The following is a 15,330-nucleotide window of genomic DNA, read 5'->3' as shown; positions in this document are numbered from 1 at the left end:
CGCGGAGTGTTCGTGGCACCGAAAGCATGCAGGCCGAGGAGGATGAGGACGATGAGCAGTCCGGGGCAGGGGTCGCGGGCGCCGGCGGGGGCCGACGTGGGCGCGACCCTGCGGGAGATGTGGGCGACGCGCCCCGCCCGCCTGAAGGAGGACCGCAAGATCGCCGGCGTGGCCGCGGCGATCGCGAGGCGCTACGCGATCGACCCGACGCTCGTGCGCGTCGCGTTCGTCGTGTCGCTGTTCTACGGGGTCGGGCTGCTGGTGTACGTCGCCGGCATCCTCGTGCTCCCGCGGGTCGACGAGCGCGGGCGGCGTGAGACGCCGGTGTGGGCGATCGTGCTCGGCAGCCTGCTGGGGATCGCGGCGGTCGCGTCGGCGTTCTCCGGCGACCTCGGCACGGTGATCGGGGTCGTGGCGACGGTCGGGCTGCTCTACGCCCTGCACCGCAGCCGCGGGCACCTGCGCGACCCGCAGCGGCCCCTCGCGCCTGCCGACGGGACGAGCGAGACACCCGGCGGCGACGACACGCGCAAGCCCCCGTCGTGGGACCCGCTGGGCGCCGCACCCTTCGCCTGGGACCTGCCCGAGCCCGCGGAGCCCCCGGCCCCGAAGCCGCCGCGCTCCCGGCTCGCCCCGGCGACCCTGGGCGTCGCGCTGCTCGCGGCCGGCGCCGTCGTGGGGCTCGGCCTGCTCGGCCTGCTCCCGCTCGGCGCGACGCCGGCGATCGCGACCGCGCTCGCCGTGGTCGGCGCGGGCCTCGTGGTCGGCGCGTTCCTGCACAAGGGCCGCAGCCTCGTCGTCGCGGCGGTGCCCCTGGCGCTGGTGCTGGTGGCGGCCGCGAACGGCGGGCCCGACGACCGCGGCGTGCCGCCGTGGATGAACGGGTGGAGCGACGACGCCCGCCCGGGCACCGTGCAGACCCTCGGGGACGCGCAGTGGCGGCCCGCGGCGAACCAGGTCGCCCCGGCCTACGAGACCGCCTACGGCGACGCCCGTCTCGACCTGCGGGACGTCCCCGCCGGCGTGCCGCCGGTGCGCACCCAGGTGCAGAGCGGCGCCGGCGACGTCAGCGTCGTCGTGCCCGCGACCGCGGACGTCACGGTGACGTGCACGTCCGGTGGCGGCGACGTCGACTGCCTGGGCCGCGGCGAGAGCGCCGGTGACACCACGGTGGTCGACCTCGGACCCGACGGACCGGGTGGCCCGGTGATCAACCTGCAGGCCCTCAGCGGCGGCGGAGACGTGGAGGTGCGCCGTGGATGAGCGCTCACCCGAACAGCCCTACACGATCCATCAGGACGTCGACACCGTCGGCGCGGTGGACACCGACGACGTCGAGGGCCGCGCGAAGACCCCGGCCCGTCGCGGGCCGGACCCGCTCGGTCTCGTCGCCGGCCTGGCCGCGATCGTCGTCGCGGTCCTGGCCCTGACCAGCACGCTCGCGGCCGTCGACCCGCGCTGGGTCCTCGCCCTCGGTGCGGTCGGGGTGGGGCTCGTGGTCGTCGTCGCGACGGTGCGCCGCCGCCGGGACTGACCGCACGCGCGAGGGGCCGGTACCGCTCGTCCGAGCGGTACCGGCCCCTCGGCCGTTCCTACGAGTGGCAGTGCCCGTTCGACGACGGCGGGACGTCGAGCGTGGGGTTGCGGTCGAAGAACCCGACGGGCATCAGCCGGAAGCCGGCGTAGTCGACGGGCATGATCGGCCAGTCCTCCGGGCGGGGCACGTGCGTCAGCCCGAAGGTGTGCCACAGCACGACGTCGGCGCCCCGGCCGCCCTCGTCGAGGGAGCGGTCGGCGGCGGTCCACGCCGGCAGGCCGGCACCGCCGGGGTGCTGGTTGACGTAGTCGCCCGCCGGGTAGCGCTCGTCGGCGTCGTAGGCGGTGACCCAGAGGTGCCGGGTCGCGAAGGCCGCGCGACCGGCCACGACCGACTGCGGGTCGGACAGCAGCGTCGGCCGCCCCTCGGACTGCAGGCCGTACGCGACGGGCCTGCCGTGCCGGTTGGTCGAGTCCGGGTTGACGACCTGCCAGCTCCGCCCGGTCCCGGGGCTCGCCGTGCGGCCGCCCTCGGACTCGCGGGTCAGACGCGTGCGGGACTCCGCGAACGCGTTGCCCCACGGGTTGCCCTCCCCCGTCGGCACGGGGACGGCCTCGACCTCCTCGACGGCGTTGCGGGTGCCGTCGACGGTCATGTCGAGGCGCGCGGAGAACAGGTGCTGGTGGAACGGCAGGCCGAGCCCCGGTGCCACCTCGGTGGCGTACGGGTGCTCGCCCTCGGGCATGCCGGAGGTGAACGGGATGCCGGTCAGCTTCGCCTCGCACCCGATCGTGCCGTCGAGGTAGAGGTACCAGTAGAAGCCGTAGTCGTAGTTGCCGATGGTGGTGAAGAACGACACCACCATGCGGCGCTGGCGACGCGTCTCCTGGGCCTGCGTGAAGATGTCGGTGTGCTTCCAGAGCACGCCGTAGTCCTCCTCGTGCAGGCAGATCGCGTTGCTGATCGTCCGCGGTGAGCCGTCGTCGTCGGCCACCACGACGTCCATGTACGTGATCTCGCCGAGGCAGTCGCAGCCGAGCTCGAGCGAGTTGGCGTACCGGGCGAACATGTACTCGCCGGCGTCGAAGTAGTTCTGCCAGAACCGCACCGGCGACGGGTCGCCGTAGGGCACGACCATCTCGGCGATCGACGCCCGGTAGACCACCGGGCGGCCGTGGATGCCGATCTGGTGGAGGGTCAGTCCCTCGCGCTCGTTGAACCCGACCCGCAGGTCCCAGCCCTCCCAACGCAGCCGGTTGCCCTCGAGGGAGAAGCTGACGCCCTCGGGCTGCGTGATCTCGATGGGCTTCAGGGTCGTGCGCTGCGGCCCGACCTGCTCGGGGTCGTCGAAGTTGCCGGGCTCCTCGGGCACGGGGATGTCGGCGTGGTCGATCACCCGCGTCACCTCGCGGCGGGTGAGGTCGACGTAGGCGACGACGCCGTCGACCGGGTGGGCCCAGGGCGAGTCCTTCTCGTGGTCCTGGCGGAAGCCGAGCACGCGCGCCATGCGGTGCCCGACCTCCTCCGGGTAGTACGCGCCGGCCGACAGCGGCACGGCCCGGACCGTGGCCGGGTCGATGCCGCGACGGCGCAGCGCGTCGCACCACTCGCTCGACGCCAGGACGATCTCCTCCATGATCTCGAACTCGGCGTCGATGATCGGGAGCTGACCGCTGGTGGCCGGGTCGAGCTCGACGGCCGCGTCGACCTCGCCGCGGGTCGCCGAGACGAGGACGTCGCGGGAGGGGCCGCCGCTCATGTCGAGCAGCAGGACGCGGAATCGCCGGTCGACGGGGTCGCCGTCGGTGTGCGCGAGCACGTCGGACTTCGCGGGCTCCTCGAGCCCGGCGAAGCAGAAGCGCACCGCGTCGCCGAGCAGCCCGGCGGCCGCGAGCACCTCCCGGACGGCGGCGAACTCGTCGGCGGTGGCGAGGTCGAGCGGGTGGGTCCCAGATCCAGGCGTAGGGCCGGTCGCGGTGGCACGCGGGGCGGTGGCGGTCACGGGGTGATCACTCCTCCTCGAAGGGGATGTTCGGGACGATTCCGGCTCACGCCAGGTCGGGCAAGGGGCGCCGGCGCACCACGCCCATGACGACGCCGACGAGCGTGACGACGACGAGCACGCCGCAGATCGCGTACGCGAGGCCCGCCGAGCCGCCGAGCAGCGTCGTGAAGTTGCCGAGGGTGAGCACGAGGCAGACCAGCAGGCCGACGAGGCCGAGGGCTGGGGCGATCCGGGTGTTCCAGACCCGCCGGTCGACCCGGTTGCGGGCGAAGAACACGAGGACGGCCAGGCAGGTCAGCACCATGAGGCCGAGCACGCCGACGGTCGCCGTGCCGCCCATCCACGCGAAGACCTGGGCGACGGGGTCGAGGCCCGCGACCGCGAAGATCGCGATGAGGACGAACGACAGCGCGGTCTGCGACAGCGACGCGACGTGCGGCGACCCGTGCCGCTCGTGGGTCCGCGCGCACGCCGCCGGGAACGCGCGGTGCCCGCCGAGGGCGAACCAGTACCGCGCCGCGACGTTGTGGAACGCGAGGATCGCGGCGAACAGGCTGGTGACGAGCAGGACCGTGACGATGTGCAGGCCGACCGGGCCGAGCCAGTTCTCGAAGGTCCGCAGGAGGAACGTCGCCGGGTCCGCGGCGGACTGCTCGACCGCGGCCTGGTCGCCCCACGCCGACACGACGGCCCAGCTCGAGACCGCGTAGAAGACGCCGATGACGGCGAGCGCGACGTAGGTGGCCCGCGGGATCGTGCGCTCCGGGTCGCGGGCCTCGTCCCGGAACACCGCGGTCGACTCGAAGCCGATGAAGCTCGCGACCGCGAACATGATCGCGATGCCGACGGCGCCCGAGCCGATCTGCGCGGGATCGAGGGCGGCGGTCGACAGGCCCTGGGCGCCACCGCCGGCGACGACCACGACGTCGAGCACGACGACGATGGCGATCTCGGCGATGAGCAGCACGCCGAGCACGCGGCTGGAGAGCTCGATGTGGCGGTAGCCGAGGACGGCGACGATCGCCATGACGACGAAGGTCCACACGAACCACGGCAGGCTCGGCCCGCCGAAGCTGGTGACGAGCTCGTCGATCGCCGCCCCGATGTAGCCGTAGACCGCGGCCTGCACCGCGGTGTACGTGGCGAGGGCGAGGAACGCCGTGCCGAGCCCGAGGGGACGTCCGAGGCCCGCGCGCACGTAGGTGAAGAACGCGCCGGCGTCGGGGACGTGCGGGCTCATCGCGCAGAACCCGACGGCGAACAGCAGGAGCACCACCGCGCAGAGCACGAACGTCGCGGGGAAGGCCGCGCCGTTCCCGGCGCCGACCCCGAGCGGGATGGTGCCGGCGATGACGGTCAGGGGCGCCGCGGCGGCGACGACCATGAAGACGATCGCACCGACACCGAGCCTGCCCGAGAGGCGCGACGGCGTCGCGGGCACGGAAGCGGTGGGTTCTGGGGGCGCGGCCATGGCGACTCCTGAGAGGGACGGGAGAGAAACGGCGGGAGGGGGCCAGGGAAATGTCGCGGGTCACGTTTGCGGAACCGTTCCGGCGGGGTCAACCCCTCGTTGAGCTGGGTGGACCAGGATGAGATCCGGTCTCCCGCGAACAGTCCGAATGCCGCGCGACATTCTCCGAACGGAGAACGGGACCGTGCTCCGGGTGGCCGAACGAGAATCCGCGGCGACCGATTCTCATTCGGTGCCGTGACGTCTTCGCTCCGGGCTGTCCGCGCTCTACGGTGACCGTCGTGACGAGGATTCCCGGGCTGCGCTCGCGGTCGCCGGTGGCCGGGCTGCGGCGCCGCGCGCTGCGCCCGCTCGGGGTGTTCGCGCAGTCGGTCGCCACCACCGCGCCGGCCGGTGCCATGGCCTCGGTGCCGCTGCTCGTCATCGCCGTCGCCGGCCCCGGCGCGCCGGTGTCGTTCGCGGTGGCGGCGGTCGTCGTCGGCCTCGTGGCGATCTGCATCGCCGTCTTCGCCCGCCGCATGGCCGCGGCCGGCGGTCTCTACAGCTTCACCGCCCAGGGCCTCGGGTCCGGCGGCGCCTACGCCTGCGCGGTGTCGATGGTCGTCAGCTACGGGATGCTCGTGGCGGCCGCGTTCACCGGGGTGTCGTGGTACGGCAGCTCCCTGCTCTCCCGGCTCTGGCCCGCCGCGGGCTCCCCCGTCGTCGCGGCCGCGCTCGCCGTGGTGCTCGCCGCCGTCGTCGCCGTGTGCGCGGTGCGGGGCATCCGGCTCGCCGGGCGGGTCATGCTCGTGATCGAGTCGGTGTCGATCGTCGTGATCCTCGCCGTGCTCGTCACGCTGGCGATCACGACGGCGCCCGCGCCCGTGGCCGCGGCGCCGGCCGTGCCGGGCGGGGCCCTCGGGATCGCGCTCGGCGTGCTGCCCGCGCTGGCGGCGTTCATCGGCTTCGACAGCGCCACCGCGCTGGGCGTCGAGGCCCGCCGGCCGTTCGCGTCGGTGCCCCGCGCGGTCACCGCCACCGCCGCCGTGACCGCCGTGCTCTACCTCGTCGCGACGCTGGTGCAGCTCGCCGCCCCCGGCGCCGCGGTCGGGGCGACGAGCCCGTCCTCGGGGCAGGCGGGCGGGCTGAGCTGGGCGGCCGTGCTCATGGACCTCGGCATCGTCGCGTCGTTCGGCGCCTGCGCGCTCGCCGCGCTGAACACGCTGGTCCGCGTGCTGTTCTCCCTCGCCCGCGACGGCGTCGCCCCGGCCGTCCTCGGGCGGACCCACCGCCGCTACCTGACCCCGGCGGTCGCGATCGCGGTCGCCGTCCCCGTGCTCGCCGTCGTGGCGATCGCGGGTGGGCTCGCCGGGGTCGCGCCCGCGGCGGTCTTCAGCGGACTGCTGTCGGTGGGCACGCTCGCGTTCCTCGTGACCTACGTGCTCGTCTGCCTCGCCGCGCCGCGATTCCTCGCGCGGATCGGCGAGCTGACCCGCGGCGTCGTGGTGGCGGCAGTGCTCGCCGTCGCCGCCCTCGTCGCCACCCTCGTCGTGGTCCTGCTCAACGCGGGCGCCGCCATGCTGCTCACCCTCGCCGGCCTCGTCGTGGTGGCCGCCGCGGGGTGGTTCGTGCTGCGCCGGCGTCGGCGCGGGGCGTTGCAGGCCATGGGCGTCTACGACGAGACCACCACCGCCGACGTCCTCACCGCGGGCTCGGAGTGACGTCTCCGATCAGCGGGCGCCAGCCGCAGGCCGTCCGCAGCGCGCTGCGCATCCTCGAGGCGGTCGCGGCGGCCGGGGTCGGGATCACCGCGAAGGAGATCTCCACGTCGCTGCGCATCCCGCCGGCGACCACCTACCGGCTGCTGAACCTGCTGGTCGCCGAGGAGTACCTCGTCCGCCTGCCCGACCTGGGCGGCTTCGCCCTCGGCCGCCGCAGCGCGAACCTCGCCCCGGCGCCGCTGACGACGCCGACCGCGGCGCGTGCGGTGATGCACCGGCTGCGCGAGCGCGTGCGCTGGGGCGCGCACCTCGTGGCCTTCGAGCGGCACCGCCTGCGGTTCCTCGACGCCGACCCCGACCACCCGCCCTCCGACGCCGACGAGATCTCCCGCCACCTGCACGCCACCGGGCTCGGGCGGCTGCTGCTCGCCGACCACGACGACCTGCCCGACGGACCGCTGACGCGCCTGACCCCGCGCACCGTCGTCGACCGCGACGAGCTCAAGGAGGCCCTCGCCGAGGTCCGCCGCACCGACCTCGCCCGCCAGTGCGGCGAGCTCCACGCCGCCCTCGGCTGCCTCGCCGTCCCGGTCCGCGCGCCCGGCGACGGCCGCCTCGTCGCGGGCCTCGCCCTCACCGGCCCCGCCGACCGCGTCGCCGCCCCGAACACCGAACTGATCGACCTGCTCCGCGACCACGCGACCGAACTGGGCCCCCTGCTGGCGTGACGGGCCGGTGCCTGACGGCATGTGAGCACTTCGGAGTGCTCCAGCACTCCGAACTGCTCACATGCGCGGAGCGCACCCGGCGATCACCGGCACCGGCGCCGGGACGTCGACGCGGTTGCGCCGCCCCGCCAGCCGCGGGAAGCCCGGGATGCGGGCGAGCGAGCGCAGCACCGGGGGCGGGCCGGGGTCGCCGCTGTCGATGCGCGCCGCCGCCGCGCGTTCGGTCCGCACCTGGGCCTGCTGCTCGCGCTCGACCGCGGGCCGGCGCGCGACCTCGAGGCCCGCGGCCGCGTCGTCGAGCTGCGCCGGGTCGGGCGGGGTGCGCCGCAGCGGGCCGATCAGGCGGTTGGCGAGGTCGGCGGCGTCGGCGATCGCGAGGTTGATCCCGTTGCCGCCGACGGGCGAGACGACGTGCGCGGCGTCCCCGAGCAGCACCAGACCGGGCGAGGTCCAGCGCTCCACCGTCGTGATCCGCACCGGCAGCAACGTCAGGTCGGCGACGTCGCCGAGGTCGTCGAGCCGGCCCGCCAGCCACGGCAGCACCCCCACCGCCGCGTCGCGCAGCGCGCCCACGCCCCGGCCGCGGACGTCTGCCAGCGATCCCGCGCGGATCGTCCACCCGAGCTGCCAGTCGTCGCCCTGGTCGAGCAGGGCGACGCTGCCGGTCGGCGTGCCGAACAGGTCGAGCCCGGAGTACGACGGGTCGTCGGCGCGGCGCGGGAAGGCGTGCCAGAGGATGTCGAGGCTCGCCCCCAGCTCGGTGGCCGCGATCCCCGACGCCGCCCGGACCTTGGAGTTCCGCCCGTCGGCGCCGACGACCAGCGCGGCGTCCAGCTCGCGGCGCTCGGCGTCGACCGTGTACTCGACGCCGCACACCCGCCCCGCGGCGTCGTGGCGCAACGCCGAGAACCGCGCGCCCATGAGCACCGTCGCCCCGTGCGCCCGCGCCCGGTCGGCGAGCCACGGCAGGAACTCCGCCTGCGGGATCAGCGCGTAGAACGGGAACCGCCGGCTCGCGCCGCGGTAGTCGACGAGGGTCCAGGTGCGCGACGCGGTGTGCCAGCGGAACGCGTCGGAGCGCGTGTGCGGCACCTCGTCGAGCAACGGCCGCGCGAGGCCGAGCGTGTCGAGGTACTCGAGGACCCCCGGCGCGAGCGTGTCGCCGCGGAACCGCCGCGCGAAGTCGTGCCGCGACTCCAGCAGCGTCACGCGCGCCCCGCCGCGCGCGAGCAGGTAGGTCAGCAGGACCCCGCCGGGTCCGCCCCCGACGACCACGACATCGTTCACTTCTCCATCGTATCTCTCGATGGTGGAGATATCTCGCGGCCCGCGAGGGCGAGGAGCAGCGCGGCGGCGTCGGCCGGGGCGGTGACGTCGCGCCCGGTCAGCGCGGCGACGCGCCGCAGGCGGTTCAGCACCGTGTTGCGGTGGCAGAACAGCGCCGCGGCGGTGTCCGCGACCGACCCGTCCTCGGCGAAGCGGCGCACCGTCGCGACCAGGCGCTCGCGCTCCGGCGGCGCCACCGCGTCCAGCCCGCCGAGCTCCGCGGCCACGAGGTCGGCCCCGACGTCGCCGAGACGCGCCGCGGCGAGCGGGAGCCACACCGAGGCCAGGGTCCGCGGCACGGCGGGACCGCCGACGGCGACGTCCGCGATCTCGCCGGCCAGCCGGGCGCGACGCGGCACGTCGGCGAGCCCGCGGGCCGTCGGCGCCACCCCGCACCGCACCCCGTCCAGCGCCGCCCGCACCGGGGCGCCCTCGGGCCCGTCCCACCGCGCGAGCAGCACGCTGTGGCGGCCGGTCGGGTGCACGTGGACCGGCCGGCCGTCGGCGCCCAGCCGGTCCGCGGCGCGCCGCAGCACGGCGGCGTCGGGGCCGGTCGCCGCCGCGACGAGGACGTCGTCGTCGGGATCCATCGCGAGCGCGATCGCGGCCCGGGTCACGTCCTCGGGGCCTGGACGGTCGGCGGCGAGGAGCGCCGCGACCAGCGCCGTGCGCTCGTCCGCGCGCTCGCGGGCCAGCACCGCCTCCTCCTCCTGGTAGCCGCGCCGGACGCGGGTCGTGTAGTCCTCGACGACGGACCAGACGGTCTGCACGCCGTCGACGAGCAGCGCCGCCTCGTCCGCCGTGGCCCGCGCCCGCAGCGCCTCCCACAGCACCCCGAAGTCCTGACGGACCGCGGTGAGCAGGTCGTCGAGCGGGACACCGCGCCGCGCCCGGTCGCGGCCGATCGCCGGCCCGATGTCGCGCAGCCGCGCGGGCGCCGGCCGGCCCGCGAGCTCGGCGAGGAGGTGGGCGAACGTCGCGTCGGCGTCGGCCTCGAGCCGGTCGTCCGGCACCAGCCCCCGCGCGTAGGCCGGCACCGCGCGGACCCGCGCGGTGAACGCCGTCCGCAGCGCGTCGGCGTCGTCGCGCACACGCTCGACGAGATCGCGCCAGCCCTCGTCGTTGTGCATCCGCCCAACCTAGAGCGCTCAGGACGCGGCGGACACGCCTTCCGGGCAGCTCCTCCGACCAGGCATCCTCGGGCACTCGCCACCAGTGGAGGCCGCCGTGCACCTCACCCCGCGGGAGCAGGAGAGGGTGCTGCTGCACAGCGCGGCCGAGCTCGCCCGCCGCCGCCTGGCCCGCGGCGCCCGGCTCGGGGCCCCGGAGGCGATCGCGCTGGTCTGCGACGAGATCTGCGAGCTCGCGTGGGACGGCCACGACCTCGACGACGTGGTGCACCGTGCCCGGGAGGTCGTCGCGCCCGACCGGCTGGTCGACGGCGTCGCCGCCGCCGTGCCGTCGGTGCAGGTCGAGGCGCTCTTCCCGCACGGCACCACACTCGTCCACGTCGATCGCCCGTTCGGCCCGCCGGCCCCCGACGGGCCGGGAGCCGTCCGCCCCGCCGCCGGGGCGATCGACCTCGCCCCGGGCCGCGCCCGCAGCGAGGTCGTCCTGCGCAACGACGGCGACCAGGCGGTCTGGGTGAGCTCGCACGTGCCGCTCGACCGGCTCAACCGCAGCCTGCGCGTGGAGGTCGCCGACGGCACCGATCCCGCGCGCCTGCGCCTCGACGTCGCCGCCGGGACCGCCCTGCGGATCGAGGTCGGCGCGACGCGGGACGTCACCGCCGTCCGTCTCGGAGGTGCGTCCGCGTGACGACGATGCCCCGCGCCGAGTACGCCCGCCTCTACGGCCCGACGACCGGCGACCGCCTCCGCCTCGGCGACACCGACCTGTGGGTGGAGGTCGAGGCCGACGACACCGAGCCCGGCGAGGAGATGCTCGGCGGCTGCGGCAAGACCGCCCGGCAGGGCGCGCTGGTCGCCGACCGGGCGCCCCGCGACAGCGCCCTCGACCTCGTCGTGCTCGGCGTCCTGCTGATCGACCCGGTCCTCGGGGTCCGCAAGACGTCGGTCGGGGTCGCCGACGGGCGCGTCGTCGGCGTCGGCCGCGCCGGCAACCCGGACGTCCAGGACGGCGTCGAGCTCGTCGTCGACGCCCACACGGCGATGATCCCCGGCGAGGGCCTGATCGCGACGCCCGGCGCCGTCGACTCCCACGTCCACCTCTCCAACGCCGACCTCGCGCCCGCGGCCCTCTCGGCCGGGGTGACGACGATCGTCGGGATGGGCATCGGCGGGGTCTGGGACGTCGGCGCCAACCCCGCACCCAACCTCCACACGCTGATGGCGTCGTGGACCGGCGCCCCGGTGAACGCGGCGTTCCTCGCCCGCGGCTCGTCGGGGTCGGCGGACCTCCTGGAGCGCGCGGTGCTCGCCGGGGCCGGCGGTTTCAAGGTCCACGAGGACTGGGGCGCCGGGCCCGACGCCGTCGACACCTGCCTGGGCGTCGCCGAGCAGGCCGATCTCCCCGTCGCCCTGCACACCGACACCCTCAACGAGTCGGGCTACCTCGACGACACCCTCGACGCGGTCGGCGGCCGGACCGTGCACGCGTACCACGTCGAGGGTGGCGGCGGGCATCCCGACCTGCTGCGCATCGTCGGCTCCCCGTCGGTCCTGACGTCCTCGACGACACCGACGCTCCCGCTGACGCCCGCGACGGTCCGGGAGCTGGGCCCGATGACGATGACCGTGCACCGCGCGCACCCCGACCTCCCCAGCGACCGCGACATCGCCGCGAGCCGCATCCGCGAGCACGCGATCGCCGCGGAGAACCGGCTGCACGACGAGGGCGCCATCGCGATCGTCAACTCCGACGCCCTCGGCATGGGCCGCATCGGGGAGACCGTGCGTCGCACCTGGCAGCTCGCCCACGTCCAGGCCCACCTCGCCGGCGAGACCGGCCCGGACGTCGCCAACAACGCCCGCGTGCTGCGCTACCTCGCCAAGCTCACGCACAACCCGGCGGTCGCGCACGGGCTGGCCGGCCACGTGGGCACGGTCGCGGCCGGGCGGATCGCGGACCTCGTGCTGTGGTCGCCCGCCTGGTTCGGCGCGGCGCCCGAGCTCGTGATCAAGTCGGGCTTCGTCGCCTGGGGCGCGGCGGGCTCCGGGTCGGGGTCGACGCGGCTCGGCCAGCCCCGGCGGTTGCGCGGCTTCCACGGGGCCCGCGGGGGCGCGCCCGCCCGCTTGTCGCACCAGTTCGTCGCCGCCGCGTGCCTCGACGACCCGGCCGCCCGCGCCGCGCTGCCCGTCGGGCCGCGCTACACGCCGGTCGCGGGCAGCCGGGGTCTCGGCGCCGCCGACATGGTGCACAACACCGCGACCCCGCGCGTGGAGATCCCCGGCGAGCCGGCCCCGGTGCGGATCGACGGCCGCGAGGTCCCGCTGCACCGCGCCGTCGACCTGCCGCTGACCCGGCTGCACCACCTGGGCTGAGGATGAGCACCGTGGAGATCGATCTTCTGCTGCGCGACGCCGACGTCCTGACCCTCGACGACGCCCACCCGCGGGGACGCGCCGTGGCCGTGCACCACGGTCGCGTCCTGGCCGTCCTCGACGACGGGGAGCTCCCCGCCGGCGTGCGTGCCCGGCGGGTGGTCGGGGCCGGGGGCGCCACGGTGGTCCCCGGGTTCGACGACGCCCACCAGCACGCCGCGTGGTTCGGGCAGTCGCTCGCGGAGATCCCGTTGGCGGGCCTGCCCGACCTCGACGCCCTCTACGACGCCGTCGCGGAGCGGGCCGCCGGGCTCGGACCGGACGCGTTCGTCGTCGGCAGCGGCTACGACGACGTCGCCCTCGGCGGCTCGCCGGACCGGCGTGCGCTCGACCGCGCGGGCGGCGGGCGGCCGGTGTGGCTCAAGCACCGTTCCGCGCACGTGTGCGCGGTGTCGACCGAGGTCCTGCGGCGCGCCGGCGTCCTGGACGGCTCCGCGGCGATCCCGGCCGGCGGCGTCGTGGTCCGCGACCCTGCCGATGATCCCGACGGCGACCCGACGGGCGTCCTGCTCGAGGCCGCGCAGGCCCTCGCCGGCGACCTCCTGCGTCCCTACTCCGTCGAGGACCTGGCCGACGCGATCGCGAGCGCCACCGCGGTCTTCGCCGCCCAGGGGCTCACCCACGTCACGGAGGCCGGCATCGGCGGCGGGTGGATCGGGCGCTCCCCCCGGGAGCTCGCGGCCTACCAGCTCGCCCGCGAGCGCGGCGACCTCGCCGTGCGCGTCGACCTCATGCCCGAGACCTCCGTCCTGCACGACGTCCCCGGCGGGCCGGGCCGCGGCCTCGACCTGGGCCTGCGCCCGGGCCTCGGCGACCTGGACCTGCGCATCGGGCCCATGAAGATCTTCTTCGACGGGGCGCTCAGCTCGCGCACCGCGGCGATGCACGAGCCGTTCGCGGACCGGGAGCACGCGGGCTACCTCGGCGACGACCCGGAGGTCCTGCACGCCGCCGTCGTCGAGGCCGTCGCCGGGGGATGGACGGTCGCCGCGCACGCCATCGGCGACCGCGCCGTCGACGCCGCCCTGGACGCGTTCGAGGACGCGGCCGCCCGCCCGTGGCCGGGGGTGCGCCCGCCACGACACCGCCTCGAGCACGCCGGTGTCGTCGGCGACGCCGCGCTCGCCCGCCTCGCCGCCCTCGGCGTCACGCCGATCCCGCAGGCCCGGTTCCTGTACGAGATCGGGGACTCGATGGCGGCGGCCGTCGGCGACGAGCGCGCCGACCTGCTCTACCGCCACGCGTCCTTCCTGCGCGCCGGGCTGCGGGTGCCCGCGAGCTCGGACCGGCCCTGCGTCGGCGACGGACATCCGCTGCGGGGCATCCGGTCGATGGTGCAGCGCCGCACGTCCTCGGGACGCACGCTCGGCCCCGACGAGGCCGTCGACGCGGAGACCGCGCTGCGCGCCTCCACCGTCGACGCCGCCTGGATCGCCGGCGACGAGGACGTCCGCGGGCGCCTGGCGCCCGGCTTCGCCGCCGACCTCGTCGTCCTCGGCGACGACGTCACCCGTGTCGAGCACGACCGCATCGGCGACATCGAGGTCGTCGCCACCCTCCGGGCCGGACGCGCCACCCACGGCGCGGACGTCCTGGGCCTGCCGCCCGACGGAGAACCCTCATGAGCAACCCCACCCCCACCGCCGCCGACGCCCGCCGCGTCGCCGTCGGCGCGTTCGTCGGCACCGCCCTCGAGTGGTACGACTTCTTCCTCTACGGCACCGCCGCGTCGCTGGTGTTCAACCGCCTGTTCTTCGCGACCGACGACGCCGTCGTCGCCACGGCCGCCGCGTTCGCGTCGTTCGCGGTCGGTTTCGTCGCCCGCCCCCTCGGCGGGATCGTCTTCGGCCACCTCGGCGACCGGATCGGGCGCCGGGCCTGCCTCCTGATCACCGTCGTGATGATCGGCGCGGTCACCGGGGTCATCGGCGTGCTGCCCGGGTTCGCCGACATCGGCGTCGCGGCGCCGATCCTGCTGACGCTGCTGCGGCTCCTGCAGGGCGTCGCCGTCGGCGGCGAGTGGGGCGGCGCGATCACCCTCGCCGTCGAGCACGCGCCGCCCGAGCAGCGCGGGCGCTACGCCGCCATGCCCCAGATCGGGTCGCCGGTGGGCACGCTGCTGTCGTCCGGCGCGTTCCTGCTGGTCGCGCTGCTGCCGCCCGACGACTTCGACGCCTGGGGCTGGCGGATCCCGTTCCTGATCGCGTTCCCGCTGCTCGGTGTCGCCCTGTGGCTGCGCCGGCGCGTCGAGGAGTCGCCGCTGTTCGACCGCCTGCTCGCCGAGGACGCCCGCGCCTCCGCGCCGGTGCGCGAGGTCGTCGTGCGGGCCTGGCCTGCGCTGCTCGTCGGGGCCGGGTCGGCGCTGCTCGGAGTCGGCGGGTTCTACCTCGCCACGACGTTCGTCATCAGCTACGCGACCGGCGACCTCGACCTGCCGCGCCCGCTGGTGCTCGGCGCGACGCTCGTCGCGGCCGTCGTGGAGATCGGCGTGCTGGTGCTGGGCGGACGCCTGGCGGAACGCTTCGGCTCGGCGCGCGTGACCGTCGCCGGCGGGGTCGCGTCCGCGCTCGTCGCGCTGCCGATGTTCTGGCTGCTCGACACGCGCAACGCCGTCGCGGTCGTCGTCGGGGTGACGGTCGGGGTCGCGATGCTCTCGATCCCCTACGCGGTCTCCGGCGACCTGCTCGCGCGGCTGTTCCCGGCGCGCCTGCGCTACAGCGGCATCGCGCTCGCGGCCAACATCGCCGGGATCGCGTCGGGCTTCGTGCCCCTCGCGGCCACCGCCGTGCTCGCGGCCGCCGGCGGCAGCTCCTGGGCGCCGGGGCTGCTGCTGGTCGGGCTCGCGCTCGTGACCGTCGTCAGCGGCCTCGCGGCGCCGCGGCTCTACGTGTCCGACGCGGAGATGACCGTCGAGGGCGTCGCGGCACCGCGGGTCTGACCCTCGACCTGGGTGATCGAAGTACCGATACGGACGCTGAGCGTCTGCGACGGCACTTCGCT

The 15,330-nt window shown here is 75.8% G+C and carries 12 protein-coding genes; 8 read left to right on the top strand and 4 right to left on the bottom strand.

The window, feature by feature from the left end; translation table 11 throughout:
- Positions 1-51 precede the first annotated feature (51 nt).
- Both ACR9E3_RS25410 and ACR9E3_RS25405 read left to right on the top strand, forming a co-directional pair.
- Positions 52-1,263, top strand: coding sequence for a PspC domain-containing protein (locus ACR9E3_RS25410; RefSeq protein ID WP_460383483.1), 1,212 nt, complete (start codon positions 52-54; stop codon positions 1,261-1,263).
- Complete coding sequence (locus tag ACR9E3_RS25405) at positions 1,256-1,534, top strand: hypothetical protein (RefSeq protein ID WP_460383481.1); 279 nt, start codon at positions 1,256-1,258, stop codon at positions 1,532-1,534. Before ACR9E3_RS25410 ends, ACR9E3_RS25405 begins: the two co-directional genes overlap by 8 nt.
- A gap of 58 nt (positions 1,535-1,592) precedes the next feature.
- On the opposite strand, the gene ACR9E3_RS25400 is transcribed toward ACR9E3_RS25405, so the two are convergent.
- Complete coding sequence (locus ACR9E3_RS25400; RefSeq protein ID WP_460383480.1) at positions 1,593-3,539, bottom strand: primary-amine oxidase; 1,947 nt, start codon at positions 3,537-3,539, stop codon at positions 1,593-1,595.
- Between the two features lie 46 nt (positions 3,540-3,585).
- The gene (locus ACR9E3_RS25395; RefSeq protein WP_460383479.1) at positions 3,586-5,013 is read right to left on the bottom strand and encodes an APC family permease; all 1,428 of its coding nucleotides are present in this window, start codon (positions 5,011-5,013) and stop codon (positions 3,586-3,588) included.
- A gap of 281 nt (positions 5,014-5,294) precedes the next feature.
- On the opposite strand from ACR9E3_RS25395, the gene ACR9E3_RS25390 reads away from it, so the two are divergent.
- Both ACR9E3_RS25390 and ACR9E3_RS25385 read left to right on the top strand, forming a co-directional pair.
- Complete coding sequence (locus tag ACR9E3_RS25390) at positions 5,295-6,713, top strand: APC family permease (RefSeq protein WP_460383478.1); 1,419 nt, start codon at positions 5,295-5,297, stop codon at positions 6,711-6,713.
- Positions 6,710-7,441, top strand: coding sequence for an IclR family transcriptional regulator (locus ACR9E3_RS25385; RefSeq protein ID WP_460383477.1), 732 nt, complete (start codon positions 6,710-6,712; stop codon positions 7,439-7,441). The genes ACR9E3_RS25390 and ACR9E3_RS25385 overlap by 4 nt, the downstream gene beginning before the upstream one ends.
- 57 nt (positions 7,442-7,498) lie before the next feature.
- Here ACR9E3_RS25385 and ACR9E3_RS25380 read toward each other — a convergent pair whose 3' ends face one another.
- Both ACR9E3_RS25380 and ACR9E3_RS25375 read right to left on the bottom strand, forming a co-directional pair.
- Positions 7,499-8,728 (bottom strand): FAD-dependent monooxygenase, encoded by a 1,230-nt coding sequence (locus ACR9E3_RS25380; RefSeq protein WP_460383476.1) that lies wholly within the window; start codon positions 8,726-8,728, stop codon positions 7,499-7,501.
- Positions 8,725-9,897, bottom strand: coding sequence for a helix-turn-helix domain-containing protein (locus ACR9E3_RS25375; RefSeq protein ID WP_460383475.1), 1,173 nt, complete (start codon positions 9,895-9,897; stop codon positions 8,725-8,727). Before ACR9E3_RS25375 ends, ACR9E3_RS25380 begins: the two co-directional genes overlap by 4 nt.
- Positions 9,898-9,994: 97 nt before the next feature.
- On the opposite strand from ACR9E3_RS25375, the gene ureA reads away from it, so the two are divergent.
- Genes ureA through ACR9E3_RS25355 form a run of 4 tightly spaced genes read left to right on the top strand, consistent with a single transcriptional unit; the run spans position 9,995 to position 15,268 of the window.
- On the top strand, positions 9,995-10,585 hold the full coding sequence (gene ureA / locus ACR9E3_RS25370; protein ID WP_460383474.1) for an urease subunit gamma: 591 nt from the start codon (positions 9,995-9,997) through the stop codon (positions 10,583-10,585).
- A gap of 5 nt (positions 10,586-10,590) precedes the next feature.
- Positions 10,591-12,270 carry an urease subunit alpha gene (locus ACR9E3_RS25365; RefSeq protein ID WP_460383592.1) on the top strand — a complete coding sequence of 560 codons (1,680 nt, stop codon included), beginning with the start codon at positions 10,591-10,593 and terminating at the stop codon, positions 12,268-12,270.
- Positions 12,271-12,281: 11 nt separating this feature from the next.
- On the top strand, positions 12,282-13,955 hold the full coding sequence (locus ACR9E3_RS25360; RefSeq protein ID WP_460383473.1) for an amidohydrolase: 1,674 nt from the start codon (positions 12,282-12,284) through the stop codon (positions 13,953-13,955).
- Complete coding sequence (locus tag ACR9E3_RS25355; RefSeq protein WP_460383472.1) at positions 13,952-15,268, top strand: MFS transporter; 1,317 nt, start codon at positions 13,952-13,954, stop codon at positions 15,266-15,268. The genes ACR9E3_RS25360 and ACR9E3_RS25355 overlap by 4 nt, the downstream gene beginning before the upstream one ends.
- Positions 15,269-15,330: the final 62 nt, after the last annotated feature.

Source organism: Actinomycetospora sp. C-140, from assembly GCF_054796175.1.
This window is presented reverse-complemented; position numbering and strand designations above follow the sequence as displayed.